The organism is Aliagarivorans marinus DSM 23064, from assembly GCF_000429485.1.
Taxonomy (GTDB): domain Bacteria; phylum Pseudomonadota; class Gammaproteobacteria; order Enterobacterales; family Celerinatantimonadaceae; genus Aliagarivorans; species Aliagarivorans marinus.
In genome coordinates, this window is the sequence record NZ_AUBY01000015.1 from 33,578 (window position 1) to 59,413 (window position 25,836).

Here is a 25,836-nt window from a genome sequence, read left to right on the forward strand (position 1 = left end):
TTAGATAGCTCCGTTTGCAATATGATCGGATGCTTACATTTTGTCACCCCAGTGTCGCCGAATTGCCATATTTGCGCCCTAGCCTGTTTCTCGCCTTGGCCAAGGACTAACGACTTTTCTCTACCGGTTAGCGTGTGTGCGCAACTGGCGATCTCTATTCGGTCAATAAAGGAATTCACCGTGAACTTACATCCCAATTGGTCCCTAACACTTGTGGCGGCAGCAGTGGCTGCGCTAGTAGGCTGTGGCAGCGATACTGACACCGTCTACGTGGACCGCGAAATCGCAGAATCCATCGATACCGGCCCTTATGCGTGTAGTGATGACGAGCTGGCAAGCAATCCCAACAAAGACTGTCGCCTGTATATCAAAGGCTCGATGAACAGTTGGTCATCGCGCCCAGAAGGGCAGCTGCACTATCAAGGCGATGGCTTACACATTGCGCTGTTTGGCATGGAAGATGGCTCTTACTCGTTTAAGATCTCCGACCCAGACTGGAGCGCCGAGCGTGATTTGGCGATTGGCGTGGATCAGGATGCTGATGTCACCGTGGATACCGAATACCTGCTTCAGCGCAAGTTCGATGAGTTTGAAAACCAGAACATGAACATTGCGGTAACTGGTCAGGATCAGGTGTTCCGCTTTACTCTGGATGCCTCGGAGGGGATCGACAACCCCACTATGTTTATCGAGAACATTACCGGCAACGACAGCGACAACCTTAGCAGCCCGATGTATCTGGTGGGCAGCTTTAATGATTGGCAGATGGACGAGAGCTACGCCTTTGAATACCAAGGCGCAGGCGGCTACCAAGTACAGTTGAGCTTCGACCAGCAAACCGATATTCAGTTCAACATTCAGCAGCAGCTGGACGATCAAGCCCTGGTATATGGCGCGCTGAAAAACCAGCTTGTGGACCTAAAAGAAGGCGCTTCTGCCCTGACTACCTACCCCGGCGATATCATGCATGCCACTGTAGAAGCGGGCAGCTATGTGTTTAACATCTCGGTGTTGGGCGATGGTCAGATTGCCGTGCCGGTATCTATCGCTAAAGTGCGTGCGGTTTCTGGTTACGACAAGGTAACCGCCGCCAATGTACCGGTCAGCGTGGGTGCTGATGGCTCGACCTTCGCGCAAAGCTACGACTGGCAGCAAACCGATGGGGCAGTGAGCGTTACTCTGGAGAACGATGCGCTGCAGGGCGAGCAAGGCTTCCGTCAGCTGGCAACGGCTGATAGCGAAGGTCGCTATCAACTAACGCTAACCACCAATCAAGGCGAGCCTACCGAAAGCAGCGATGCCCACGAAGTGGACGTGGTCGCCTTTGACCCTGCAGACAACATCATTTTGATGATCGGTGATGGCATGGGCTACGCGCAGATCGATGTAACCCGCGCCTACAAGGGCGAGACCCTGTTCCTGGAAAGCGCCGCTCACCGTGGTGAACTCCATACTGCCAGCGCCGATACCTTGGGCTATGAGCAGCTGCTTGGGCTGGGTGTGAACTACTACACCGATTCAGCCGCTGCCGCGACCGCCATGTCGACCGGCTACAAGGTGGTGTCGGGCACTATTGCCCAGGCGCGTCCGGGCGATGGCTCGAACCTGGAGACCATCATGCAGTACGCCCAGCAAATGGGCAAGTCAGTGGGCGTGGTGGCTACCTCACACTGTGTGCACGCTACGCCGGCTGCGTTTGTGTCTCATGGTCCTAATCGTAACGACTTTACTCAACTGTCTGAGAGCATGTTTGGCGATGTGAAGCCGAACTTGGCGCTGTGTGGCAGTAAGCAAGTTAAGCAAAGTGATGACAGCATGGTAGATGTAATCAGCCGCGAAGCTGCAGCCAATGGCTACACCGTGGTGAAGAATCGCACCGATATGCTTGCCGCCATCGATGCCTTGCCAGCCACTGACGCTGATGCCGAGATCCTGTTTGCCGGTATCTTCGGTGAAGACGAGATCCCTTACGTACTGCCGAATGAATACCAGCAGGAGCAAGGCTGGAGCTATGACAGCCTGGACATTCCGCATGTTGATGAGATGACGCAAGTGGCCATCGATGTGCTGTCGCGTAACCCCAATGGCTTCATCTTGATGGTGGAAGGCTCGCAGATCGACTTCGCCGGCCATATGAACGATGAGGAGCGCATGATCTACGAGACGCTGGCCTTTGATGATGCAGTTATCGATGCCGTGAACTGGGCTGAAACCGATGGCAACACCATGGTATTGGTCACCGCTGACCACGAGGTGGGTGGCCTGGAGTTGATTAAAACCAACGGTGTTGGCGAGATCCCGGAGGTGAGCTGGCTGTGGGGTAACCACACCAATGTACCTGTGCCGGTATCGGCCTGGGGCCTAAACAGCCAGGTTATCCAAGGACGCTCGGTGGACAACACCTCCATCTACAGCATCATGCGTGGTGCACTCGACGCCGAGTAAGCCTCCCGCCATTCCTTTTCGTTCTCCCCGCTCTGCGGGGAGCTTTTTCCAACAACACAGGAAGATTGTGATGATCGGCAAGCGACTCAAATGTTTGCTACTGTGCGTGTTCGCCAGTGCGCTATTTAGCAAAGCGTGGGCGGCGAGCAACCTGTCGTGGCAAGCCTTGATCCCGGAAGATGAGCGCCACTTGGTGCAGCAGTTTCAGGTGAATCATAACCTGGCCCCTGAAGAGGTGCCGGAGCAGGACAAACGTGGCGGCTTTGTTGAGGCGCTGCATCAAACCCAGCAGCGGATCCCCGGGTTTATCGTGCCGCTGGAGTTTGATGGCGACAAGATCAGTGAGTTCTTTCTTGTGTCTTACTTTGGCGCCTGCCTGCACTTTCCTCCACCACCACCGAATCAGCTGATTCACGTTAAAGCCACCATCGACAATATCGAGCCGTGGCAGGCGGTGTGGTTAGAGGGCGAGTTGAGCCTAGCCAAAGAGCAAGCAGAAGATGGCACCTTGGCCGGCTACCAGATGCAGCTGAGTCGCTCACCTGAGCTGATTAGTAAAGCACCTTGATCGCCTCGCGAGCTCAAACAAAAAGCCCACACTCAATGCTGAGGGTGGGCTTTTTCCACTACGGGGCACGTCTAGATCTTGAACTTATCCACCAAGGCCTTCAGCTTGTGGCTGGATGTAACAATGTCTTCATTGAGTGCTGCGTTGCTAGCTGAAATGCTCTGAGTCTCCTCATTAATCCGTTTAATCTCGCGAATGTTGTTCTCGATAACGTCCAGAGTCTGCGCCTGCTCTTCGGCGGCGGTGGCGATCATGTCCGAGCTGGAGAGGTTTTGCCGTACCGCCTGGCTGATGTCTTCAAACGATGAGCCGGCACTTTTTACTGACTCTACGCTGGTGTCCACTTTCTCCAAGCTGTTCGACATCGCGCCATAGGTCTCTTTGGACAGCGCCTGTAAGCGCTCGACGATACTGACGATCTCGCTGATCGAGTTCTGGGTTTTCTGAGCCAGGGAACGTACTTCATCAGATACCACTGCGAAGCCCCGGCCATGCTCACCAGCGCGCGCTGCCTCAATTGCGGCATTCAGTGCCAACAGGTTGGTTTGCTCCGCAATGCTCTCAATCACTGTGACCACCGAGCCAATCTCTTGGGTGTGCTTGTCCAGTTCTGCCATCCGGCTACCCGATTGATTCACCGAGTCTGCTAGCTCATTGGTGATATCGGCGGTGGAGCTGATATAGCGGGTGCCTTCATCGGCTAATTTACTGGTATCGCCCAGAATCGTTGCTAACTCACTTGCCTGCAGACTCACATCACGCGAGGTGACGCTAATCTCGTTCATTGACGTTGCGATATGGCCGACTTCGCTACTTAGCATGGTGACCGACTCGTTGAGTTGGTTGGTGGTGGTATTACCTTGCTGGGTGGTTTGGTCCATCAGCAGCGCTACATCGCTCAGTTGCTTGATAATGCTATGCACGTTGTCGATGAACTGGTTGATGCCATCACCGAGCTCGGCAAACTCATCGTTGCCGTTGGTTTTAACCCGCTGGGTCAGATCTCCATCGCCTTGGGCGATATCGAACACCCGGTCACGGATGGCCTGCAGCGGGCCAATAATAATTTGGTTGGTCAGCACCCACATGGCCAGCGAGATGATTACCACCAGCAGGACTGCTTGAATCAAGCCACCGCGCAGGCTTTCAGCCATGGCAGCCTGAATACTGCTGTCGGAGAAGTGCAAACGCACGCTGCCAGCCTCAAACTTGTCGCCCTGAATCTCGAAGTAGATGGTCTCTTCGTTGGTCAGGTAGCTGCTGCCAGAAAAGCTTTGTTCAGCAATTGCGCCGCTGCTCTCGTTGAGGGTGTAGCTAAACAGCGAGGATTTATCGCTGCCGATGACATCTACCGACACCAAGCCATTGGTCCCGAGCTCCGATTGGATCACCTTGCGGGCGGTGCTCAGATCCATACGCCACAGCGGGTTAGACAAGGTAATGCCTAAGCGTGCAGTACTGCTTTGGGCATCCATTTGCAGCTGCTCTTGCATTTTACCTTGGTTGAGAAACACAGAAATCGCGGTGGAAGCCAGTAACGTGACCGCAACCGCGATAACAATGGCCAGGTTCATTTTTTGTCTGATTTTCATGGTGCATCCCTGCTCGTTTAAAGAGTGCTGCTTAGGTGTTGTTGCCTGAGTTGCTCAAGCCTGTTTTGGGCGGCATTGGCATCGCCAGTTTTTAGAAACTCAGCGAACACATCCAGCGCCGGCCCCACAAATGCGGCCTTGGTATCCCGGTCAAAAAACTGGGCGACCCCTTCGGCTTCTGCCAGCAGGCGCGCGCCGCTTTGAATAAACTCGTTGTTCGGTAAGGTGGCATCCACATGGGGCGAGATCAGCCCCAGCTCGCGGTTGTACTCCGATTGAAAAGAGGCTGAACTTAGGTACTTCACAAAGTCCTTCAGCTCTTTCGAGACGCTGGCGTTACTGGGGATCATCACGACATCCAGTGGTGCATCCTCAAACGAGGGGACTTGGCTGCTGATCGTCGGAAACGGGATAAAGGCGAAATCGTCGATCATCGCTGGCGATAGCTCGCCGGTGACAAAGTTACCGATCAGCACCATCGCCGCGTGCGAATGGTAGATAAACGGCAGTGCGTCATTCCAGTCCACCACGTCCTGATGCTTAATGAAAAAGCCGTTATCCACCAGCTCCTTCCAGTGGGCGAACACCTGAGTCACCTTAGGGTCGTTGAAAGAGTGCTCCCCTTGGAGTAGCGCTTTGTGAAACTCCAGCCCGTTGATCCGCAGGTTAAGGTAGTCAAACCAGGCACTGGCCGGCCACTTACCCGAGTTCCCTAAGGCAATCGGAGTTATCCCTTGCCGACTTAGAGCCTGGCCAACCTCGATAAATTCCTGCCAATTGCTGGGGGGCGTGAGGCCGGCGTTGCGAAAGATCGATTTCCGATAGTAGATACCCCACTGATAGTAGGAGGTCGGTACTGCATAGATCTGGTCATCAAGGGTCACTGCGCCGAGGCTGCCCGGGGTAAACGCGGCGGCGATCTCGCCCTCTGGAATCGCCTTACTGATGGGGGCTACCTGGCCTTGATTCACAAAGCGGAACAGGCGATTACCGCCCTGCCAGAACACTAAATGGTACTTAGTTGAGGATGAGGCCAGCCACTTGGGCAGTTGCTCTTTAAACTCACTATCAGACAGCGAGGTCAGGTTGATTTGCACCCCGGGGTTTTTGTCCTGATAGGCACGAAACAGCGCCGAGGCCACGGTTTTTTGATTACCGGTATTGATGGCGACGACTTCGATTGTAGCGGCCAGCGAGCGGCCGGTGAGGAGCAGAAACACCAGCGCCCATAGCCAATTGGCGCGGTGAAACCATCGGTCGAGTTTCATATGCATCTTTGTCCATCTTGTCAGCTTGCCGCATCGTCTCGATGGGCAAATAGTTGATGTATTAAAAATATAGATGACAAAGTCAGATTTGCGCGTAAGGCACTAATTTTCTGAGCTTCTTACCATGTAGTAAGGCCTTAATAGTGAAGCTAGACGAGTTGAAGATGGACCGTTAACGACTTTGGAGCAAGCTGTTCGGCGCTTAAGATCAAAGGTTAGTGTTATCCAAGTGAGCAGTGTTTTAACCTAACTGCATATCTGTTTAAACCAGCTTACAACGGTCTCGACAACGAACTGTTGAAGCGGTGGCAATGCCGCATTTGAGGGATACTGCAGCACATAGCCAAAGTGCCCGTGCTGGGCGGCAAAATCCACATCGAGTGGCGCTAGCTGGCAGGGCAGAGTGATGACCAAGTGTCGTGGTAGCAGCGCAAAGCCTCCTCGCGCTAACAGCGATGCCAGCAAGTAAGAGTCACTCACCTTGTGTAAGCGCGGGGAGATTGCGCTCTGACTGCCAATAGGGGTGTTTTCAAAGGCCTCCAAGGTGTATTGGCGATGCAATTGGAGTTCTGCCATGGACACCCGAGCTTGGGTGGCAAGCGGCGAGCTTTGGTGCACGTAAAAGGCAAAACGGGGATATCCCAGGTTGACAAAACTCATGCCTGAGTCTGGATGCACCATTCCTTGGTTGAGGGTGATGGCAAAATCGGCAGCGGCCTCGCCAAGCAGTGACAGCGCCTGATTGCGATCTCGCTGTAACCAATTGATGCCGGTCGTTGGGTGGCGCTCGACGATATGCCTATCAAACTCGGCAATCGCTGAGCTAGGGATGGAGGCGTCGTAGCAGATAGTGAGCGAGGCTTTATCTCCCAGATGCAATCCTTCGGTGGCTTTTTCTAGGCTGTTCATCTGGTAGATGATGAACTTCGCTGGGCGCAGCAGAGCTTTGCCATCGTCGGTAAGCACCGGGGCTTTGCCTGAGCGTTCAAACAACACAACATTCCAGTCAATCTCAAGGTCACTAACTTGATGGTGCAGGGTCGAACGGTCCTTTCTTAATAGCCTTGCGGCTTTGCTGAATGAGCCTTGCTCAGCCACGGCAACAAAGGCACTCAACTGCTCAAAACTAGCTCTCGGCATGGGAACTCTCCTTATCGTTTGTTGCAAATAGTACAACATAACTGAGATTTATCTGTGGTCTGTTTCGCGTAAGTTGTCTCTGAAACGAGTTAATTCTGGAGCGTAGTGATGAATAAGTTCTTCAAAAAATCGGCAATCGCCTTAACCCTGGCTGTGTCTACTGCAGCTATCCATAACCCAGTAAGCGCCTGTTCTCGCCTTCTTTGGGAAACCCAAGATCATGGCGTGTTTGTAAGCCGTACGATGGATTGGATGGAAGATAACTATCCAACCCTTGAAGTTCGCGCTGCTGGCCAAAGCTACACCGGGCACAGCAGTGACAATGCCCTGCAGTGGACCTCTAAGTACGCCTCTATCGGCATGACCCTATATGGCATTGGTATTATCGATGGCTTCAACGAAGTGGGGTTTTCTGCCAATGGCCTGTTCCTTGATGAAGAGACTACTGGCGACCTGACTAGCGATAAATCTCAAGTATTGAATGCGGTGTTTGTGGCTTACCTGCTGGATAACTTTGCTAGTGTTGAGCAGGCATTGGAAAACCTCGATCAGATTGAGATCCAGCAATTTGAGTTCAATGGTATTGCCATGAAGGGCCACTACTCGCTGCAAGATGCCAGTGGCGATTCAGCCATTATCGAATTCCTTGACGGGCAATGGCAGGTTTATCACGGCAAGCAGTACGATGTACTGACCAACAGCCCCGTGTTCTCTGAGCATCTGGCAAACTGGGAGGCTGCCAAGCCGCAAGCCGATGATGTGGTTGATGGCCAGTTTCCGGTGCCGGGCAACATTATTTCGTCCCAGCGCTTTATCTGGAACAAGTACATGAAGTCGCAACTACAGGAGCCAACTAGCTACACCAACGGTATTGCCAAGCTCGACAGCAGTACCTACAAGATCCCGCTGGACGCCGCTAACCGCCCCGACGCGGAAGGCAATATGCGCGGCTATGCAACCATCTATTCTCTGGGCTACAACCTGGACCAAAAGGTGATGCAAGTGCGCTATCAGTTTGGTGACAGCTACACCCACTACTTTGTGGATTTCGACAAGCTAAATGATGGCAAAAACTACACCCTGCAGGCAGGAGCATCCGATCTGTTTGGTGATGTGACCGAGCAGCTTACTCAAGCAGATGGCGTGATGGCTCAATACCGCTAGTGATGTAGCGAGGGGGCAAGCTTTCTCCTTATTTCTCGCTGAGGCCTATTGCCGGCGCTGTGCGACTAACTGCGCTGAGCTGGTTCTCTCCTAGTAAAGCGGTACCCCTTTGGTACCGCTTTGTCGCGTAAGAAATCATTATGCATCTGGCTGCAGGTGAATCACTTCCCGATAAACCTGCCAACGTTCTTCGCTGCGTTTTAAATCGATGCTAAGCAGCAACTTCATCGGGTGGCCACTTAGGTTGTTCTTTCGGGATAGCAAAACATGGGCGCTATCACCGCTGGCTACCACGCTGTGGTACTTGGCCCAGGTATCCATCGGCGGATCGCCGGCCTGCTTCTTTGCCTTAAACAGTTCGATGAACGCGTCTTTGTTCGCCTCGCTCAGATTGTCTTGATGATCGATCATCAGCACCTTTAGCTCATCGTGATAGATACGATCGAGCGCTTCCACGTCGTAACTGGTGGCTGTTTGAATCAGATCGTCGATCACTTGTTTTACTTGTTCAGTGGCGTTGCTCATGTTTCTTCCTTGTTGTTGATTACGTTGGTTTTGATTTTGTGATGATCATTATATAATTGTTGATTAGCAGATTCGTCAAGGTGTTTTGTTATGATCATTACAAAAAAAGCTGGAAGGCCTAAAAAGCTCGAGAGAGAGGATGTGCTTCTGCGCGCGATCGACGTGTTTTGGAAGAAAGGCTTTGATGGGGCGTCAGTTAAAGACCTTACCGATGCGATCGGTGTTAAAAGTCCCAGCCTCTACGCCGACTTTGGCGACAAGCGCGGGCTCTATCTTGCCTCCATCGAGCTCTATATCAGCAATGGCGCTTGCGCGCCTTTGGTGGCTTTTGAGTCTGAACCCGATATCTACAATGCGGTGAGAGCTTTTCTTGTTGCTGCGATCGATCATGCCTCCGACTGTGGAGATGGATTGAGTGGGTGTTTTTTGGCTTCGAGCGTTGCGACCAGCGTTGGTAATGTAGAAGGCGCCAACGAACTGCTCCAACAAGCGATCGCCAAAACCGATAAGCGCATCGCTGAGCGATTTGAACGAGAAGTTGAGCTTAACAAGCTTCCAAGTGACTTCCCTAGCTTGGCGCGGGCTCGGTTGATGTTTGATTTACGTCAGGGCTTGGTATTTCGGGCGCGTGCTGGAGCGCAACGTGACACGCTGCTAGAGGGGCTGGACGAGAAAGTCGCCATGCTTTTGTCGTAGATACAGCAGGAGAAGCCTGCTGTATCTGACTTGGCTAATATGCCCCACTAGGGGCTGCAGTAACAAAGGAAGCTGTTACCGAAAAGGTTCGATGTTTTGATCGATGATTCGGATCTGAAAGCAGAACTAGTCACTGGTTAAATCAACCGCCTTTAGCGCTAGGCAAAACGAATGAAAGTCCCCTAAGCGGTTCTCAACGACATGTTGCACAATGGCGAGGTTTAAAGTCTGATAATCGTGAACCGCGATATTTCGCAAACCAACCATCTTCTGCAGGTTATCTGAGAGGGCAGTGTCTAACACTCCCACTTGGCCCAATAAGGCAAAGCTGTCACGGCTGTTCTGTGGAATGCCATTCCGCTGCTGCTTATTCACGATATTCGCTAAATCGATGCAAGCCTCACAGGCGCGTTGCAGGTTGAGAACCACAGAGTCTTGGCGAGTGAAGTCTTCGGCAAAGTGCTCTCCCGCCTCTTGGTAGACACTACGAATCCGCTCTAGGCAGCGCTCGATAGTTGCGATCTTATTTACAATTACGTCGTTCATAAGTGGTAGCTTTTTAAAATATCGGCGCGTTCTTCGTTAAGGTGTTGATACATCGACATGACTTGCATTTCAAACCTCAGTTTGTCGTTTGCTTCTCCCCAAAGTACGACACCTTTATAGATAATCTGATGCTGCATAACGGTAGACGCCGATAGCAAGTCAACCAAGTCAACATCCAACCCAGCGGCAATCGCCAAGCTTTCTTGAAGATCGAAACGAGCGATGGGATCGAGTTTTTCCGGTAGCAGTATGGCTAAGTCAATATCGCTATTGGCTGTTGCGCTGCCATCAGCTTGGGAGCCGAACAGGTATATCAGGCGGGTTTGAGGGAACGATGCTCGGATCAAGCTGACCAGATCCTCGTACGATATTTTCATTTTGCCTCCCCGCCTGTTTATCTCTAAAAGACTACTCAATATTTTGGATCTGCTCGAAGAATAGCATTGGTCATGCCCTGTGAGACCAGTGCTTTCAAGCGATTGTGGTGAGTAACTGTATCACGTTACTCACCGATATACTCACCAGAAAGATTTTGGCTAATTTACTGATGTTGCATCCAATGCAGCAGATCGGACAGCAACCAGGACTTGGTTGTACCAACTTGTTTGGCTACCGGAACTTGGCCTTTTCGGCTTAGCCTCCACCATGTGGTGTTGCTGACCGAGGTGATCTGTTTGCGCTCAGCTTCTCTTACCAATCGCTCTGACTCACGGTATGCGCTCAAAATCTCTGCTCTTTGTGTCAGAGTTGGTTCAGTATAAGGCATTTACTTCTCCTCCTCTACTCGGTAGGACATCAACCAGGCATCGAGATCATCGCGCTTGAAGTAAAGCTTGCGGCTTGGTTTGTAGTGCGGGATCTGCTTAGCATGGGTCAGCTTGTATATGTACTTAACTGATAGACCTGTATATTGGGCGGTCTCTTCAGCACTAAGAAACTGCTTTTGCGATGCGATCAAGGTGCGGAGTTCTTCTGTTGCGGTCTTGATATCTGCCAGAAGGGCTTTAGCTTCCGATCGTTCCTTTTGGGAAATGGGAAAGTGGGAAATCATGCTTCGCCTCCTTGTTGAAAGCCGCTGAAGTCGACGTCCAGTTCCAGTTGTTCAGCGATCCTTACTGGGAAAAATTTGAAGTTTCGAGCTACGTGCCCAGAAATATTGCTTTTGAATGTGCCTCGGGCTGGCTCATTGGTTTGTAGCCAGCCTTGTTTATTGAGGTATAAAGCTGTCTGAGAGACCTGGTGGTTGAAATCTATCTTGAAGGCTCGTACAAACGCATCTCGGTGGATATGCCAGCAAAGTTCATTTTTTTCATAGCGCCACCATCCATTTTTGGCTATCTCACCCGGATAACTCATTGAGTACTGCCACTTAGGAATGATTCGCCGAAGTTGGTTTTTTATATTTCGCTCTTCAAAATTGCAGTCCTCATCTTGATTGGCGGACCAAACTTCAAACACTTTGCCTATCTCTAGTACAGCACTACCTTTACTCCAAGGAAGGGCTCCGAGCTCAATAGCGATTTCTCCTACAGCAGCAACCAGAGCAAAGCGATCCGTTGCGAAGCCAATTTGATTGCTTTTGGACAGTCCGTAACAGTCAAGCCACATCGAGGATATCGATTTAATTTTGACTTGCAGCTTCTCCTGAAGATCGTCAATTGACGCCACTTGATTTAAGAAAGGCTGAAGCGCTGTGCCAAATTGTTGTGATGTTACTTGTGTTATGTGTTCTGCGAATTCTTTCGCAGAAGGAAACCCATGAGTGTCGTCGAAGGCTCCGTACTTCTGAAATAAAGGAATTTCAAAAAAACGCATTAACTGACCTGCTTGAACTTTCCTATTTGCCTGGGCTAACACTTGGGCAAGACTAACCTCACCTGTAGAGAGCCCGATGATGCTCCAGTGAAATTGTTGTTGGAGATTTGCATTCTTTGTCGCTCGAAGTTTTGATGTGCCATTGCCCAACTGATAAACGCCAGTCAGTACCGATTCCGGATCTGCTTGTTGGAATTCATCCAACAGAACAATCATGTTGTTACGAGATTTCGCCCTGGCTTCGAGACCGTTGGCAGTGCTGCTCCAAGAGTCACAGTAATTGAAGTCTGAGCACACGGACGCAGCCAGTCTCAGCAAGGTGGTTTTACCAAACTTGGAACCGCCTAAAACATGTATAAGAAATGAGTCCCAGTCGAGCTTTGATAGGAGTGGAGCCGAGAAAGCTGCACACAGCGTAAAGGTCATCAACGCATTATTTTTGCATAAGCTGGCAACGGACTCTTGCCAATCTAGAAACGTACCTTTCGTACTTAACTGCTCTGCTGACTCATTCTGAAAAATAACTTCTTGCCCGCTAAATCCAGCGGTCCAACTGGGGGTTACGAATTTATTGAAATACCAGCCTGTTTGATCGACTGTTACCACAGTTTCATCAGGTGTTGATGAAAGGACGTAATCAATAATGTGTTTCCAGTAATGCTGCTTGTGGTGTATGTATAAACCTGTGTCTGCAAGTGCCTGGATCATGTAACGCCCACCATCTGCAAGAATGTCTTTCATCTTGAATACTCGTTCATGATGTTCACCGACTCGTGAGCACCACTGGATCAAAATGCCAAACCCTCGTTTAAAGTCAGGATCATAGGTGAAGGCTTTGACATTCATTGGGCCAGCGATTTGCACTGGTGCTTTATCTTCCTGTTCCAAGATCAAGCCAACTTTCTTGGCTATTACTGTTTGGTTCATAAATCACTCCTAATTTAATAGGCCGCGGCGCTATAGTTTTCAGCTGATTTCAGTTCATTTCGTTAACGTTTGCTATGGTATCTGTGTTGGCTGAATAATTAGCACTCTGGAACTGTCCAAACCGGGCTATTTGGCGGTGATTTTAAGTGTGAGGTGAGATGGTTTTGGTTAAATGGCTATTACAGCATCATCAAGTGATACGCTTGCACATGTGAAAGCGTCAGGCTGAAACCGAGAGTGGTATTCGCGCTATTATAGGAACAAATATTTTAATTGGTGCTTAGTGCTAAATTCCTCAAGATTGCCAAATTTTTTCTGTGCAGCAACGAACAGTTTTTCATCAAATTTGGTAGGAAACATTACTATTTTGCATGGCGATTGCAACGTGACGTAAACCCTACAAGGTTGAAGAATACCGCATGGATTGTTGGAACCGTACATCCTTGAATCAGATGAGAATTTGTTTTCATCTGCCTTGATAACTAGGGTCAGATTATCAAAATGCCAGCTGATGCTGGCATCTCCATCTTGGCTGCGTTCAATCGCCTCTTTTATTATTTCTAGCTTTGCTTGGTTTAAGTTCTTCATACTTATCCTTAACTGTGTTGACAGTGTTTTCAGTGCGCTGAATTGTTCCGTTAGAACAGATTTAAGTGATTGAATTTAAAGGGTTGCGTATCGGTTTTTTCGTGAGATTATAAATTTATTCACTAAATCAAAGGAGTGTCAAAATGAATAAATTAATCTATCTCTCGATAGCCACCTGTTTGATTATCACAGGCTGTGCTTCAACTTCAGAGCCTGTTGTTTATGACAGCAGCCATAGCCGTGCCTACAACATTGCGCAGGCCGGTGGCTTATATGACGTAAAAGACAAGAATGTTCCGCGAGCCGCCTATGAATCGTTAAGCTTTGCAGGTGATGCGGCTGCAAACACTTTGCTTTTCACTTCATCTGCTGGCTTGGGCATGAGCCTTTCAGAAGGCTTCGGAATCGGCTTGCTCACTGCTGCTCTGGAAAACCCAGATCCAGCCCAACGAAATAGCATCGTAGCTTGGATGCCACAATCTGAGGCAGAATCGCCAGCACAGGCTCAGAAGCTCCTACTCAATCAGGTAACGAAGGCGATGTCGGAAACCTTGGATGAACTTGGTGTTGGCTATGAAAAAACATCAGCCACCGATGATGAAACTACCGAGTTCTACTTTTATAGCAATGCTCTAGGGTGCCCGCAGTATGAACAAGGCATGACCAACCGCGATCTTTGCTACGTGCGGGCGCAGATCATTGAGCCTTATGTTCACGCTAGCCCTGATTTTGTCGAGAGCAGTACTCAAGCCTACACCTTCAGCTCCAACCACAAGTATCGTTACCATCGTTTCAAAGTAACGCCTGGAAAAACAGCGACTCTTCCCCTGGAGCAGATCTATGCTTCAGTCAGCAAAAAGTTACCGGAGTGGGTCTACTTATACATTGCGTCTGGCAATTTACAGTTCGATGAGCAAAGCGTAACTGCGCCTTATCTGCTTGAGCAAGGTCAGCCTCATCTGTTCATCACTCAAGATGACTCCTGAGTAAGAGGCCAAGCTGATGATGACATTAACGACATTTTCCGAAAAGCAAACTGACTCAAAAGTTTATGTGTACTGGCGTGTTGGCACTAAGCGAGGTGGCGTTCTTGATGTAACTTTAAGCTTTGAGCATAGCGACAGTGCGTTGATTGCAGAGTTATACGCCATCCAACATTTGCTCTTTGTTGAGCTGGTACTTGGCCGTGAGCCGGGTTCTGGTAACGGGTATCGTTTGACTGTATCGAAAGGTGCAATTAAAAAACTTGCCCTTGGGCGTTCCGATAAAAAATATGCCTTTAAATACTCGTCCTTCCTGCGAAATCGAATGGCTGGTGTGACCATCGAGGTTTCACAGTCGAAGGATTTTCTGCCAGTGCTTAATGATTCACTGACTGAAGTTCTGACAGTTGACTCGACTGACATAGCTAGTGAGGTTCATTCCATCAACACCCCTACGATGGGTCAGTTGAAAATCACCAAGCATGCTGTAGAGCAATATGTATCCCGTCTCAGCTCAGGTAAGCCTAAGAATCCCTGGTTGTCACTGGTTAAGCGCTTGCAGCACCCTCGGTTATGCCGCTCACTTTTGACAGACAAGGTTCGCCAGCATAAAGTTCGAAAGTACGGCACAGCTGATAACATTGAGGAGTGGCGGCATCCTGATGATGAATTTCGCTTCCTTGTGTTAAAGGACGGGGATACTCGCACATTAGTGACCAGCTATCCTCGCTGTTGACATAAGCCTCCAACTTTCACAAGTGAAAGTTGGAGGCAAGGTAAATGCTGTTTGTTTTTCGCGGCCAGCTACCGCGTATTCAGTGGCCTTAGATCACTAAAGAAATTACATTTTATCTGCGTTCATTGGCGATAGCGCACTCTGTAGTTGCCCATTCTGGGCGCAACCCTGTCGATTTAAGGCTTTGGTGGCTCACCGGTTCTGCCAAGCAGCTTCCAGAGTAGGCTGAATGCGTAGAAATGATCTCTTAAAGTAGCTTCACTCAAATCATCTCGCCGGTTGTAATAGCGGTGAATATGCGCACGACCCACTTGCGGGGGCTGTTTCACTCCATGCTCGTTAGCCGCAATATCTTCTAGTGCTGTTATCAGCCGCTTAACCATATTGCGGCGAGCAACCTTACCGCCATGGCGAACGTATTCATGGCACCTTTGTTTGACCCATCGTTCCATAATCTCAGCCCAAATAATTGTTTGTTATGTCAATACGACCATGACCCAGTTCGCTTGCCACTTGGGTACGGATCTCTTTATCCAATACCCTCGCATGTGAAACGCTAATTTTAAGCTTATCAGCAAGGTATTGGTGATGAGGCCTACCGTGACTAACTTCCGCTCGAACTGGGCATTCAGCTCGCATCAACATCAGGTAGCGCTCTTGAGCATAATGGTGGCGCTCTCCGTGAAAATTTACCGGTAAACGGGCGGCTTCTTTATAAGCGTCTTGGCGAAACTCTTTATAGGTCTGATGAGCAGGGATCAGACTTCTACCATCTTGAATTGCTGCTGCATGCTGTAAAACGTCTAATTGTTGCTGCGAGACAATAGGTACACAACGGTGGCGTCCTCCCTTGGTGCCATCTTTAATATCAATCACAGACTTTGTTGTGGCCTGTTTAAGCGCAGTTTCTGCATTTAACTTGGCTGACTCTTCAAATCGCAACCCAAACTCCCGCTGTAGCTCAAGTAACACGCCAACTCGGTCAGACGCAGCTGAAATTGCTAAATTATGAAGCTCAGGCGTGACACTTCGGCTTTGTTCACAAACACCGGTTCTGGTTGGTAAGCCGCCTTCTCGCACCGGATCTACCCGCACTTGATTATCTCCTCTGGCGATCTCCATTACCCGATTTACGGCACTCATATAATTTTGCGCCGTTGCCGGTGAAATTTGGTCACGCTCAAAGCGATCTCGCAAATGCGCGGCATACTGCTGTAGATGGTGAGTCTCCAGCTTTCGCATGTCTTTTATCTCAAGCTCCGATTTGGCCCAAGTAGCAAACACCCGCCATCGATCATGGAGTGTTTCTCGTGTTTGAAAACTTTGCACGTCTTCCTTTAGCGCATTTAACCCTGCTCGGATCATATCCCTGTTCTGTAAGCCAAAATTGTAAGCGTCTGGATTTGCTCGTTCGCACCTCATTGCTGTCGTCCTTCAGGTTATTCAATTAGTGGCCATGCTTTTCATCATTGATTGGTAAGTGATAAGGCAGTTTTTCTAACAGCTCTGCTTGCTGCTTGGCCTCCGAGATCTTGCTCGGCACATAGGGTAGATAAGCCCGATACCCACGGTGTTAATTACTGTTAAACAGTTACGAATGAACATCGCTATGGAGAAAGCAACTCATTCAACTACCTGGTCCATTGCATTGTTTTGTTGCATCGATGCGTTGTACTGGTAGCAGATCCGGCTAATGTCATCGTCTTTGTCTCCTTGTATTGATGGAAGGAACCTGCGATAAGCAGGACTTTTCGTGCATTTTTGTGCGCGGTGCGAAAGCCCTGACGCATTGAGCGTCAAGGCTTCCGTCGGGGGTAGCTACCCCCGTCTCTGTTCCCTGACGGGAGACAGAGACGGGGGCTGGAGTACTGCTGTGTAAACAGCTATTTGGTTTGTGTTGCAGAGCAGGAGGTGCTCTGGTGAAGTAGGCAGGCTCGATATTGAGTCTGGATTCTGCAATCGAACAGGTCTGATCGCAGGTAACTTTGGCTGTGCAGTAAAGCGTACGCACAGCAATGCAGCAGCACAGTGCCGCAAATATGATCAAAAAAATCATGGTGTTTCCCTCGGTGTGAGAATAATCAGGCGAGGGAGTGCCCAGTAGGGGCGGTTCCCCCACGCTGGGTTAGAGATTTAAAGGCCAAAGCCTTTGAGTTGATAGGTATTTTGTAATTGCTGTTTTTGGCCAGCTACCGTTGATGCACCCTAATCTTTGCGCAAGAAAAGAGCAGCGTCAATAGAAATCGAAACGCGACTTTTGGGTTGTTTTTGGATGATCTGGTTAACTTTATCTCAAAGGGCTCTGTCGGTCGTGTTTTGAAGAAAAGCTGCTGATAAAGGGGGGGAATTTATCCTCCCGATGATCAAAACAGCATCAAAACTCGACCTTAGGGTGAAATGCTGACGTGAACATTTCTGGAGCTAGAATATGCATCGTCACCATAATCTCTTGGTGAACCACCGATTTCTAACTGATAGTCAGACAGCCCAAATTTACCTACCGTTGGTTTGCAAGTTGCGACGACTTGAACCGATAGGTCACGTCCCATCATGTCGGCCTCATTTCGGTGATGACCGCTGGCATATCCACTCATCTTGACCTCAAAAGCAGTATCAAAGTTAAAGTTATCCACCTCGAGATAAATTTCTTCAAAAATAGTGTCGGTTTCAGCCATTGGCCCAGACAGCTCATCGCTACCTAAAATATCGTAACTATTTTCATTGACGCTCTCGCTGATCCTCTCAGCAAGTGATTCATCAGATAACAGTTCAAAGGGGTAGTTTTCTAAAATACCTTGCAGGTGCTCGAAGAGTATTTCGCCGGACAAGTCTTCATTATCCGACTCTTCACTTTTGACAATTTGATCAAGCCTTTTGGCAAGAAATGATGAGTCATGATAGAGGTATTTGATTTCATTCAGTCCCTCGTTGCTGAAGCTTTCATCATCCATCATTTCTTTGGCGTCACTATATCCGAACAGTGTAGCGACGGTGTTGGAAAGCCCATCAAGACTGAGAACAATGTCATTTTCACGCAGGCTTTGGGAGAGCATATCCATCAACTGATAAGCCGCAGGGAACCGAGAAGAAGCCATTGTCGCCTTATGGACTGCGGTTTGTGCGTTAAATCGTAGTTTTTCGCTGTCGTCTTGCCGCTTCTTGCTCTCAAGATCTAAGCGTTCTTTTTCAGCTTGAACACTTTTGGCGTCAGCATCGGCTTTTGCAGCCTTGGCTTTCTGATCGATGTATTCTTTTATTTTATTTCTGCGTTCAAGTCTCTCTTTTTCGCGTTGCTGATCGAGCTTAATTTCTTCTGCAAGGAACTCTTTTTCAGGGTTGGCACGGAGAACCGCTTTGTTCAGCTCTTTTTGCTCATTAGCCCGTTTGATATCTAGGTCAATGGCATGAGTGTGCTGTGATAAAACAGCTGTGTCTTGCTTCTTCTTCACCCACAGTGATAGCCACGGAAGCGCAAACAGGTAGGTCAAGGCAAGGATTCCGGGGATAATTACCAAGTCCAAGTCTGTCCAAAGTAAGCTTGGCTTGGTGATGACTGACATACTGTTTGTCAGCTCCGCAATACGCTGATCAACTTTATCAGTGCCCCAAAACAAAAGAGCTAACTTGTCCCAGTTACAAAAACACCATGAAACAACGAAGGCTCCAATGACAGGATCCTTAACTCGGGTCTTTGCGTTCCCCTTAATTGAGGACCAGATATCATCCAAAACTTGCATTGCTCTTTTGGTTCCTCTTACCTATCTATATTTTGAAAGTTTCACGCTTCTCTTTTGTATATATGAGGATAATGAAGTCGAAATTCAACAAGTTGAATAGGGTTGTTTTTGAGAAAACCGTAATTAACGAAATCACAAACCCTAATATAACTGTACCGATTCTTTAGGTCGTTATTAATCGGTACATTTTTCAGATGGCTTGTACTGGGTTTAGGATTGTTTTGTTAGTACATAGTATAAATATTTCAATGGGTTATTGCGTATTCGATGTTCTATGCCAGACTGGTTAATAAGGTGTAACTAGATGAGGAGCTGGTATGGCAATTAAAATGAAAGCTGTTTCAGCGGAAGCTGCGGCGAGGCACCCTGGTTGCCCAGGTATTGAGTCACACGCTTTCGCAGACAAAGAAACGAAGACAATGATACGTTGTGATTGGCTTTGGCCGCTAAAAGCTATAGTGAAATTGTTTCTTTTTGTAGTGCTGTTGTTTGCCTTGCCCAGTCTAATTTCATTTTTTATTATTTTGTTCACTGCATCTTATTACGTGAACAAGCTACATCGATATTATGGCAGGGAGAGAAGGTTTCGAGGGCATGGGGCTATATCTAGTGGATCTGGTTCGGCATCTGGCTTATCAAGCTCGGGAACCTACCAAGCTAGATTGGTTGGCGTGGTGGGGGCGGAATTGATACCTGATAATCCAGATTTCATTTCTGATTCGAGTTCATCCCATTGGTGTGGCGATATCAACCCAGCAAGTGGTCTTCCTATGATAGAAGACTCCTGTATTGATGTCGGTGGTAATGTGTTTGGAGGTGACAACATTACCAGCATTGACATCGGCTTCGAGTGTGGGATTAGCTCCGATCAATTTGATTCAATCGTTTGAGGAGGTTGTATGGATTTGCTTTGGTACTGGTTGGGAGGATTACTGCTGACAGTAGCTTTGGTAGGAGGGGTATATTTGTATGCCGCTTATCAAGTTAAGCGGCCGAGAGGTAATAAAGGAAAGCAAGAGTAGTTTACATTTAATATGACTTTTATTCGTTAAGCTCACTTAATAACTCAGGAAAATTAATGCGGATTATACTACTCTGTATTAATTTAACAGCTCTTCATTGTTTGTTGGATGTTAACTTACTATATTGGTTAGTTTTCGATTAAACTCGGCGTTGTGAGATTTTAAGTAGATTTCAAATCTAGCCTTGTTTTCAATGCTCATGTTTTGAGTGTTGAGTTCACTGTCTGGGTCTATCCCTAGTCTTTGGATCATTTTCATGTCAATGTTTGGCGATATTTTCATAATATATCTATCAAATTCATTGATAAATGTTATCAAGTGCGAATCAAATAGTTTATCTATATGAGAGCAAAGTAAAATACCATTTGCGCCATCAAGTCTTTCTTTATTATCTTTACACTTTGACCATGGTACGATGTGTGATGCGATGAGTACTTCTTTGATATTGACGAGATTGACCGCACATCGCTCTCCATTCTGCCAAACGCGAATTACATTTTGTCTGAATTTACCTTGACCTACCCTAGCTGATACAAGGGTTTCTCGTTCGGTTACACTGACATTTAATCCATAAATTTCTGAAAAATCGTGAACAAAACTATTATCTTGTTCAATATGTCTAGTTTCTAAACTACCTAAAAATGTAAAGTATTCCTCTTCAGTATCAAATTTTTCATAAGTTGGTAGTGATTTAATAATATTTTCATCATCGTTGAAATTTTTGATGCCATTCATTAATGCTCGTTTTATTAATGGCAACCATTGTGGTCTAATAATGATTTTTCTATCACTTTCTCCCTCCGAAAAGGCTTTGTAAGGTGTTTCTTCCCTAACCGTCTCCATAATAAGATGGTTCATACTAGCGTGATTACACAATTGATTTAATGAGTTATAAAAAGCTCCTTTTCTTTTTTTTGCCGGTAGGGGGATATGATTAATTTTCTCAGGCTCTTCTCTAAGATTCTTAATATCATTAATAGCGTCAATCGCTGTTTCTGTTGAAAACACTCGACATAATATTCGCTCTAGTTCACTCCACCAAAGGTAATTGTCAAGTTCTATAATTGCGGAGTAGATGAATCTATAAAGAAATAGGTCAGATTTTCCATGAAGCTCACTACGAGCTCTTCGTGGCCCCTGTAAAGGGTAGTGAATTAAAGCATTCACTCCTGTCCAGACAAAACCATTTATATCATCTGATTCGGCAAGTTCTCTTAGTTGGTAACCAACAGGAGTAATTGATATAGTATTACTCCTTGTGATTACATATAGCAATCCACATTCTTCAAAAGTAGCTTTCCAGCTTTCTAGTGCTGATGGATTTAGTTTTCTAGGTGACTTATTAGAATTCCAGTAGGCCTTCAGCTTGTCGTATTTTTCAAAGTCAAAAAAACTTAAAAAAGTACACCAAGCTTCCTTGGCCTTATCATTATCTGAAAAAAAGCTAGGGTAACTATAGCTATTTACTCGCCAAAAATCCATTGGCCACTGTTTGAAGCTCATGTCTAGTGTGCTACCTCGTTCTCACCAATACTAATGTCTGGAATGGGCAGAACCTGTCCTTCATAATTTAGTATATTGTTCGTTTTCTGTAGAATAATAACCCAGTCCATCAAGATAATCCCTCCACGCCCTTTCCTTGGGAACTTCATGTAGTGCCTGCGAATTCGGTAAGCAAAAGCTTTTTCAATCTTTAGACCAAATTGAGCGGCTAACCTTGTTAAGCAGTCATGTACGGGCATTATACCATTAGATGATTGGCTATTTCCTACTACTAGAATGTATCGAGCTTCAGGTTTTAGTACACGACTCGCTTCCTTGAAATGCTTCTCCATCTCATAGAAGTACTTAATAACAGCTGCTCTCCTATAACTGGGTATTTTCTCTTGGCACACCATAGATTTGATGGCGGCTGGAGGTACGTCACACTTTTCTGAAGGGTTTTTAGCACCAACCGACTTGCGTCGCATTTCGTTGAATTCTTTTCTAGTACGAATCCCGAGTATAGGTCCCAGCCAAAAATACTCCAGCATGAAGTTGTACATATAGTCTACAGAGTCCACGTAAGGAGGGCTAGTCACTATCATGTCTATGCTCTCATTTGGTAGGGGAGCTGATAATGCATTGCCTTCTAGGATCTTACTTTCACACGTTGCGCTTCTTGTATGATCAAGACTTCGTATTCCATTGATAGATTTGATTAGGAATCTTTCAAATACCTCCCATGCGTCAGGAGGAGATTTTTTTAATGTACCTGAAACATAAGTCTTTTGGCTTTGATCATCGGCATTGGATACCCATCTTAGGATTGAGCTAAAAACACATAGGAAAAACTCTCTTTCGTTTTCTTTCATCTCAATAGAGTTTATTTTTTCAAAAATAAAATTAAGTTTTTCTTTATTTTCCTTATTGAACCAATGTAATGGATTTGATACTCCTTCCATTGGTAATTCATCTCCGATAACTTTATGGCCTTTGTTTTTTAGAATTATATTTGATAGAGACTCTATTGATGATATGTCATATTTATTTGTTTTTGCTTTAGTTATTAACTTTGCTAAAGGATCTATATCTAACCCATAAACAGTTCTTACATGTTTAAGACCTTCAACGAGAGTCGTACCCGAACCCATAAATGGATCAAGAACGACAGATTCTTGGTCACAAAAATTTTCAATTGCCCAACCTGGAACTTGAGGTATATATTTTGCGGCGAAACGGTGCATTCCATGTGTTAATTGTGTTGTTTGTGTTGACAAACTAAGACCTAAGAGATCGCCATGATGAATTTCTGAGAAATCTGGAAAGATTTCAACATTGTTTATATTACAGCTATCTGTATTTGATTTTGTAACTTTCACATCATTTCTTTTCATTGAGTTACTCATTCGAAAATTACCACCGATTCTCTCATATAGTCTTCAAAACCTTTTAATATTGCTCTTTGCTGTGGAGATACTGTTAGATGTCTTGATTCAATAATTTTAACCTTATTGAAACCAGACTTTAAACCAATCATCGCTGTTAAAACATCTGTCGGAATTATTACACCTGCAAAAGCTGAGTTTCCAACAACAACATGGGTACGGCCTTTTGGGGCTAACTTGCGGCATTGAGCTAATACAGTATGCATATCTTGAAAGTAGCCCCTTAGTAAATCAGGCACTCCCATTCTCCAGCTACTGGTATTCTTATCCATCATGGTTATTAATGACTCTAGCTCCTCGAATATAGGGTTATTAGTTCTATATTCAGCTGCTAAATGGGATCTGATAGATTTTTTTCTTAGCTTGTTTAAATCATTGTAACTCTCAACAAATCCTCCAAACCAGAGCTCCACTTTAAATGCTTCAAAATAGTCAAACCTATTTGCATATGGAGGGCTAAATATTATGGAGTCGAATTGTACTTTTTCTGGAATTAAAGTTTCAAGTTCTAGAGCACTCCCGTTTATTACTCTTTGCTGAGACCATAAACCAGAGCTCCACTCATTGGTGTCACTTAGCATTATATCTATTTGTTTTTTTATAGTGTCGATAGCAAATGATTTTTGGTCAGGGCCAAAACGTTTAAGCTGCCATTCGCCATCAATTTTTTCTATGTATTTACCTTTTCTTCTTTGTTTGTTTCTATATTTTATTCCATTGCCTTCTTTGTAATAACTTCCAACCTTTTCAAGCGACTCTAGCCAAGCTAGGTGTAAAAAATCACCTACTTTTTTATTCTTCGATTGCGTATTTTTTATTGCACTTTTGGTCTTTAATATTATTTCTAGTATTTCTGGCTCAAAAACTTTTTCAGCAATAGACAGTTCTGGTAGAGCATGCATAGGGCTCTCGTTAACAATGCTTTCTAGACTATTTTTGAATCTTTCGACTTCATTTAACTCTTTGCTTGTTAACTTGGTTAGTTTTACTTTAGTGGAGAATGTTGATAGTGGATTGATATCAACTCCAGTAGATATCAATCCTCGTTGAGCGGCTCCTACCATTATTGAACCACACCCACTAAATGGGTCTAAAATTTTTCCAGTTAAACCAAGTTTATCAATTAGTTCTGGGGAGTATGCTTCTCTATACCGCAGCCACCTATGGATACTACTAATACTATTCTCTTTCCAATGGACATATGGTGAAAGACTGTAGTCTTTGCTGATGTCAAAGGGAGATTGTAGTTCGTCTAATAGTGCTTTCAATTGATTACTTCCTAATAACTTATTATCCACAGGTGAAACGTGGCTTCTTGGAATTGTTTTGCATGTTGTGATGCCTGATTTGAGTGATGGAGACGCAAGTGGTTTTATTACTTCTTTATTGACTCTTGTATCCATAGTTCCAAGTCTTCTTTTTTAAATCGCCATGAGTGACCTACTTTGAAGCACGGTATTTTTTTGCTTGCTATAAGCCGATATACGGTTTTTTCATTAACCTTTAGATAGTCTGCAACTTGTTTTAATGTGAGGATTTCATCATGCATATGCTCAGATTTCTTAAGAAAAATTGTGATAATTCTAACAGATTTGGCTTTCCTTGTCCATTGTTGTCCTGTTCTGTCCTGTTCTGTCCTGTTCTGTCCTGTTCTGTCCTGTTCTGTCCTGTTCTGTTATGTCCAGTTCTGTCTTATGTGGTGCTATTGCTTGAGTAATAAAGACTGAATATCCCAGGTATCCCATTTTCCCAGTGAAGTGAAGATGGCCCGGAGTTCCGCCTTAAGTCACAAAGAGTAAATGATATAGACAAAGCCTATGGATTGTCTTTATGTGTAAAGAGGTGAAAGGTGTGCAATCAGTTTTATTTCACAGGCTTTGCTGACTTCAGTCAGCTTGTATGCAGCATACTCTTACAAATAGTGTCAAAGCATGTGATGAATGCGGTCCGCAACCTTCTGGTGTGCTTCTCTTCGTTCTTCCAGAAAATCGTGACGATTGTAGATGCCTTCAACACCTTTGAGTTTGTGATTTAAACACCTTTCAGCCACTTGGCCTGCAACGCCCTCAGCAGAAGCCAGTGTTCTGAAAGTGCGGCGTAGGTCATGGACAACAAAGTAATCAACATCCTGCATTTTGTTTTTGGTTGGCCTAGCTTTATCCTGACCAAAGAGATATTTAATCGCAGTGGTTATGGTGTCTGATCCCATGTATGGGTTCTTACTCCGTCTTCTGCTTGGAAAAACATAATCGGAATCAAGAGCTCTGATTTTGAGTTCTTGCAGCCACTCTATGGCTTGATGAGGAAGTGGGATAGTTAATGGTATGCCATTTTTGGTCCTCTCCTTAGGTATTTCCCATAGAGCATTGTCTAAATCAAACTCAGTCCAAGGCGCTTGGCATAACTCGCTGTTTCTGACGCCAAGCACTAGATACAAGCAGCAAGCTAGATAGTTTTCTCGTGTAAAGCTTACAGCGTTCTCTCTGAACGCTCTAAACACAGTTGCTATCTCGTCTTCGGTCAGAACTCTGGCACGACTCTCCTCGACACCGCCTGCATCGTTGACACGAAAAGCTGCGGCGGGATTTATCTGGGTCAGATCCAGTTTGTTGGCATGCCTGAACAGTTGCTTCATATACATGAGAGTATCGTTAGCGATGGTTGGCCGATTGCTATCAACAATACGCCTGATGACTTCTCGCACATCCAGCGCTGTTACCTGATCGATTTTAAGCTTCCCAATTACCGGTCGGATCTCTTTGGTGTATATACGCTTTGGAATGTTTGGGTGCTTGAGCCTGCCTTTAAGATCATGTTCAAACCAGTCTTTAAACAGGTCATCGACGGTTTGTATACCGGACCATTGGCGGCGCTGGCGCTCTGCAAGCGGGTTGATGCCTTGTTGGATCAGCTTTCGTTGTTGGAAGGCCGCATCGCGTGCATCTGCAAGGGATAGTTCTGGATAGGACCCAAGTGTCATTTCTGGACGACTGCCGTTGATTGAAAATCGCAAGATCCAAAAAGGTTCTCCAGATGTGGGTACAACGAAGTAGAGGCCATTACCATCTGCGGTTTTGCGTGGTTCATCTTTGGCTAAAGCGGCGACTTTTCGTGCGTTGAGCTTGCCCATATAGTTCTCCTTATCATGGAAGGTTAC

Annotated in this window: 23 protein-coding genes; 7 read left to right on the forward strand and 16 right to left on the reverse strand. The window is 46.5% G+C overall.

Features of this window, described 5'->3' with window-relative positions:
* Positions 1–180: 180 nt before the first annotated feature.
* Positions 181–2,445 carry an alkaline phosphatase gene (locus tag G461_RS0106210; protein WP_051333395.1) on the forward strand — a complete coding sequence of 755 codons (2,265 nt, stop codon included), beginning with the start codon at positions 181–183 and terminating at the stop codon, positions 2,443–2,445.
* A gap of 70 nt (positions 2,446–2,515) precedes the next feature.
* Positions 2,516–3,013, forward strand: coding sequence for a DUF3299 domain-containing protein (locus G461_RS0106215; protein WP_026971187.1), 498 nt, complete (start codon positions 2,516–2,518; stop codon positions 3,011–3,013).
* Positions 3,014–3,084: 71 nt separating this feature from the next.
* On the opposite strand, the gene G461_RS0106220 is transcribed toward G461_RS0106215, so the two are convergent.
* The 3 genes from G461_RS0106220 to G461_RS0106230 all read right to left on the reverse strand — a co-directional run bounded on the left by G461_RS0106220 (position 3,085) and on the right by G461_RS0106230 (position 7,013).
* On the reverse strand, positions 3,085–4,605 hold the full coding sequence (locus tag G461_RS0106220; protein ID WP_026971188.1) for a methyl-accepting chemotaxis protein: 1,521 nt from the start codon (positions 4,603–4,605) through the stop codon (positions 3,085–3,087).
* A 17-nt stretch (positions 4,606–4,622) separates the two neighbouring features.
* The gene (locus tag G461_RS0106225) at positions 4,623–5,873 is read right to left on the reverse strand and encodes an ABC transporter substrate-binding protein (protein ID WP_051333396.1); all 1,251 of its coding nucleotides are present in this window, start codon (positions 5,871–5,873) and stop codon (positions 4,623–4,625) included.
* 246 nt (positions 5,874–6,119) lie between these two features.
* Positions 6,120–7,013: a LysR family transcriptional regulator gene (locus tag G461_RS0106230; RefSeq protein ID WP_026971190.1), complete on the reverse strand. Its 894-nt coding sequence runs from the start codon at positions 7,011–7,013 to the stop codon at positions 6,120–6,122.
* Between the two features lie 108 nt (positions 7,014–7,121).
* Between G461_RS0106230 and G461_RS0106235 the strand changes: the two genes are divergently transcribed.
* Positions 7,122–8,177 (forward strand): linear amide C-N hydrolase, encoded by a 1,056-nt coding sequence (locus tag G461_RS0106235; RefSeq protein ID WP_026971191.1) that lies wholly within the window; start codon positions 7,122–7,124, stop codon positions 8,175–8,177.
* Positions 8,178–8,315: 138 nt separating this feature from the next.
* Here the strand turns inward: G461_RS0106235 and G461_RS0106240 are convergent, their stop codons facing one another.
* Positions 8,316–8,702: a hypothetical protein gene (locus G461_RS0106240; RefSeq protein WP_026971192.1), complete on the reverse strand. Its 387-nt coding sequence runs from the start codon at positions 8,700–8,702 to the stop codon at positions 8,316–8,318.
* A gap of 90 nt (positions 8,703–8,792) precedes the next feature.
* Here G461_RS0106240 and G461_RS0106245 point away from each other — a divergent pair, with 90 nt between their 5' ends.
* A complete protein-coding gene (locus G461_RS0106245) occupies positions 8,793–9,398 on the forward strand; it encodes a TetR/AcrR family transcriptional regulator (RefSeq protein WP_026971193.1) in 606 nt (201 codons plus the stop codon).
* A 126-nt stretch (positions 9,399–9,524) separates the two neighbouring features.
* On the opposite strand, the gene hepT is transcribed toward G461_RS0106245, so the two are convergent.
* From hepT to G461_RS0106275, 5 genes are all read right to left on the reverse strand, one after another.
* The gene (gene hepT, locus G461_RS0106250; protein WP_026971194.1) at positions 9,525–9,944 is read right to left on the reverse strand and encodes a type VII toxin-antitoxin system HepT family RNase toxin; all 420 of its coding nucleotides are present in this window, start codon (positions 9,942–9,944) and stop codon (positions 9,525–9,527) included.
* Complete coding sequence (gene mntA, locus G461_RS0106255; protein ID WP_035479566.1) at positions 9,941–10,321, reverse strand: type VII toxin-antitoxin system MntA family adenylyltransferase antitoxin; 381 nt, start codon at positions 10,319–10,321, stop codon at positions 9,941–9,943. The genes hepT and mntA overlap by 4 nt, the downstream gene beginning before the upstream one ends.
* Before the next feature lie 389 nt (positions 10,322–10,710).
* Complete coding sequence (locus tag G461_RS0106265; protein ID WP_025629445.1) at positions 10,711–10,995, reverse strand: helix-turn-helix domain-containing protein; 285 nt, start codon at positions 10,993–10,995, stop codon at positions 10,711–10,713.
* Positions 10,992–12,686, reverse strand: coding sequence for a DUF927 domain-containing protein (locus G461_RS0106270; protein WP_025629444.1), 1,695 nt, complete (start codon positions 12,684–12,686; stop codon positions 10,992–10,994). The genes G461_RS0106265 and G461_RS0106270 overlap by 4 nt, the downstream gene beginning before the upstream one ends.
* 252 nt (positions 12,687–12,938) lie before the next feature.
* Positions 12,939–13,274, reverse strand: a complete 336-nt coding sequence (locus G461_RS0106275) for a hypothetical protein (protein ID WP_025629443.1) — start codon at positions 13,272–13,274, stop codon at positions 12,939–12,941.
* A gap of 143 nt (positions 13,275–13,417) precedes the next feature.
* Here G461_RS0106275 and G461_RS0106280 point away from each other — a divergent pair, with 143 nt between their 5' ends.
* Together G461_RS0106280 and G461_RS0106285 are read left to right on the forward strand one after the other, a co-directional pair.
* The gene (locus tag G461_RS0106280; protein WP_025629442.1) at positions 13,418–14,260 is read left to right on the forward strand and encodes a hypothetical protein; all 843 of its coding nucleotides are present in this window, start codon (positions 13,418–13,420) and stop codon (positions 14,258–14,260) included.
* 16 nt (positions 14,261–14,276) lie between these two features.
* The gene (locus G461_RS0106285; protein WP_026971197.1) at positions 14,277–14,993 is read left to right on the forward strand and encodes a hypothetical protein; all 717 of its coding nucleotides are present in this window, start codon (positions 14,277–14,279) and stop codon (positions 14,991–14,993) included.
* Between the two features lie 456 nt (positions 14,994–15,449).
* On the opposite strand, the gene G461_RS0106290 is transcribed toward G461_RS0106285, so the two are convergent.
* Positions 15,450–16,358: an integrase domain-containing protein gene (locus G461_RS0106290; RefSeq protein ID WP_245587161.1), complete on the reverse strand. Its 909-nt coding sequence runs from the start codon at positions 16,356–16,358 to the stop codon at positions 15,450–15,452.
* A 1,022-nt stretch (positions 16,359–17,380) separates the two neighbouring features.
* Positions 17,381–18,730, reverse strand: a complete 1,350-nt coding sequence (locus G461_RS23470) for a hypothetical protein (protein ID WP_051333397.1) — start codon at positions 18,728–18,730, stop codon at positions 17,381–17,383.
* 317 nt (positions 18,731–19,047) lie between these two features.
* Between G461_RS23470 and G461_RS26260 the strand changes: the two genes are divergently transcribed.
* Positions 19,048–19,620 (forward strand): hypothetical protein, encoded by a 573-nt coding sequence (locus G461_RS26260; protein ID WP_025630299.1) that lies wholly within the window; start codon positions 19,048–19,050, stop codon positions 19,618–19,620.
* 243 nt (positions 19,621–19,863) lie between these two features.
* On the opposite strand, the gene G461_RS25415 is transcribed toward G461_RS26260, so the two are convergent.
* From G461_RS25415 to G461_RS0106325, 5 genes are all read right to left on the reverse strand, one after another.
* The gene (locus tag G461_RS25415; RefSeq protein ID WP_051333398.1) at positions 19,864–21,255 is read right to left on the reverse strand and encodes an HNH endonuclease; all 1,392 of its coding nucleotides are present in this window, start codon (positions 21,253–21,255) and stop codon (positions 19,864–19,866) included.
* Between the two features lie 2 nt (positions 21,256–21,257).
* A complete protein-coding gene (locus G461_RS0106310) occupies positions 21,258–22,628 on the reverse strand; it encodes a DNA methyltransferase (RefSeq protein ID WP_154215385.1) in 1,371 nt (456 codons plus the stop codon).
* Positions 22,629–22,636: 8 nt separating this feature from the next.
* The gene (locus G461_RS23480; protein WP_195744193.1) at positions 22,637–24,082 is read right to left on the reverse strand and encodes an SAM-dependent methyltransferase; all 1,446 of its coding nucleotides are present in this window, start codon (positions 24,080–24,082) and stop codon (positions 22,637–22,639) included.
* Entirely contained in the window at positions 24,055–24,228 is a 174-nt protein-coding gene (gene mads1 / locus G461_RS0106320) for a methylation-associated defense system helix-turn-helix domain-containing protein MAD1 (protein ID WP_025630234.1), read from the reverse strand. The genes G461_RS23480 and mads1 overlap by 28 nt, the downstream gene beginning before the upstream one ends.
* A gap of 375 nt (positions 24,229–24,603) precedes the next feature.
* A complete protein-coding gene (locus tag G461_RS0106325; protein WP_025629699.1) occupies positions 24,604–25,809 on the reverse strand; it encodes a tyrosine-type recombinase/integrase in 1,206 nt (401 codons plus the stop codon).
* Positions 25,810–25,836: the final 27 nt, after the last annotated feature.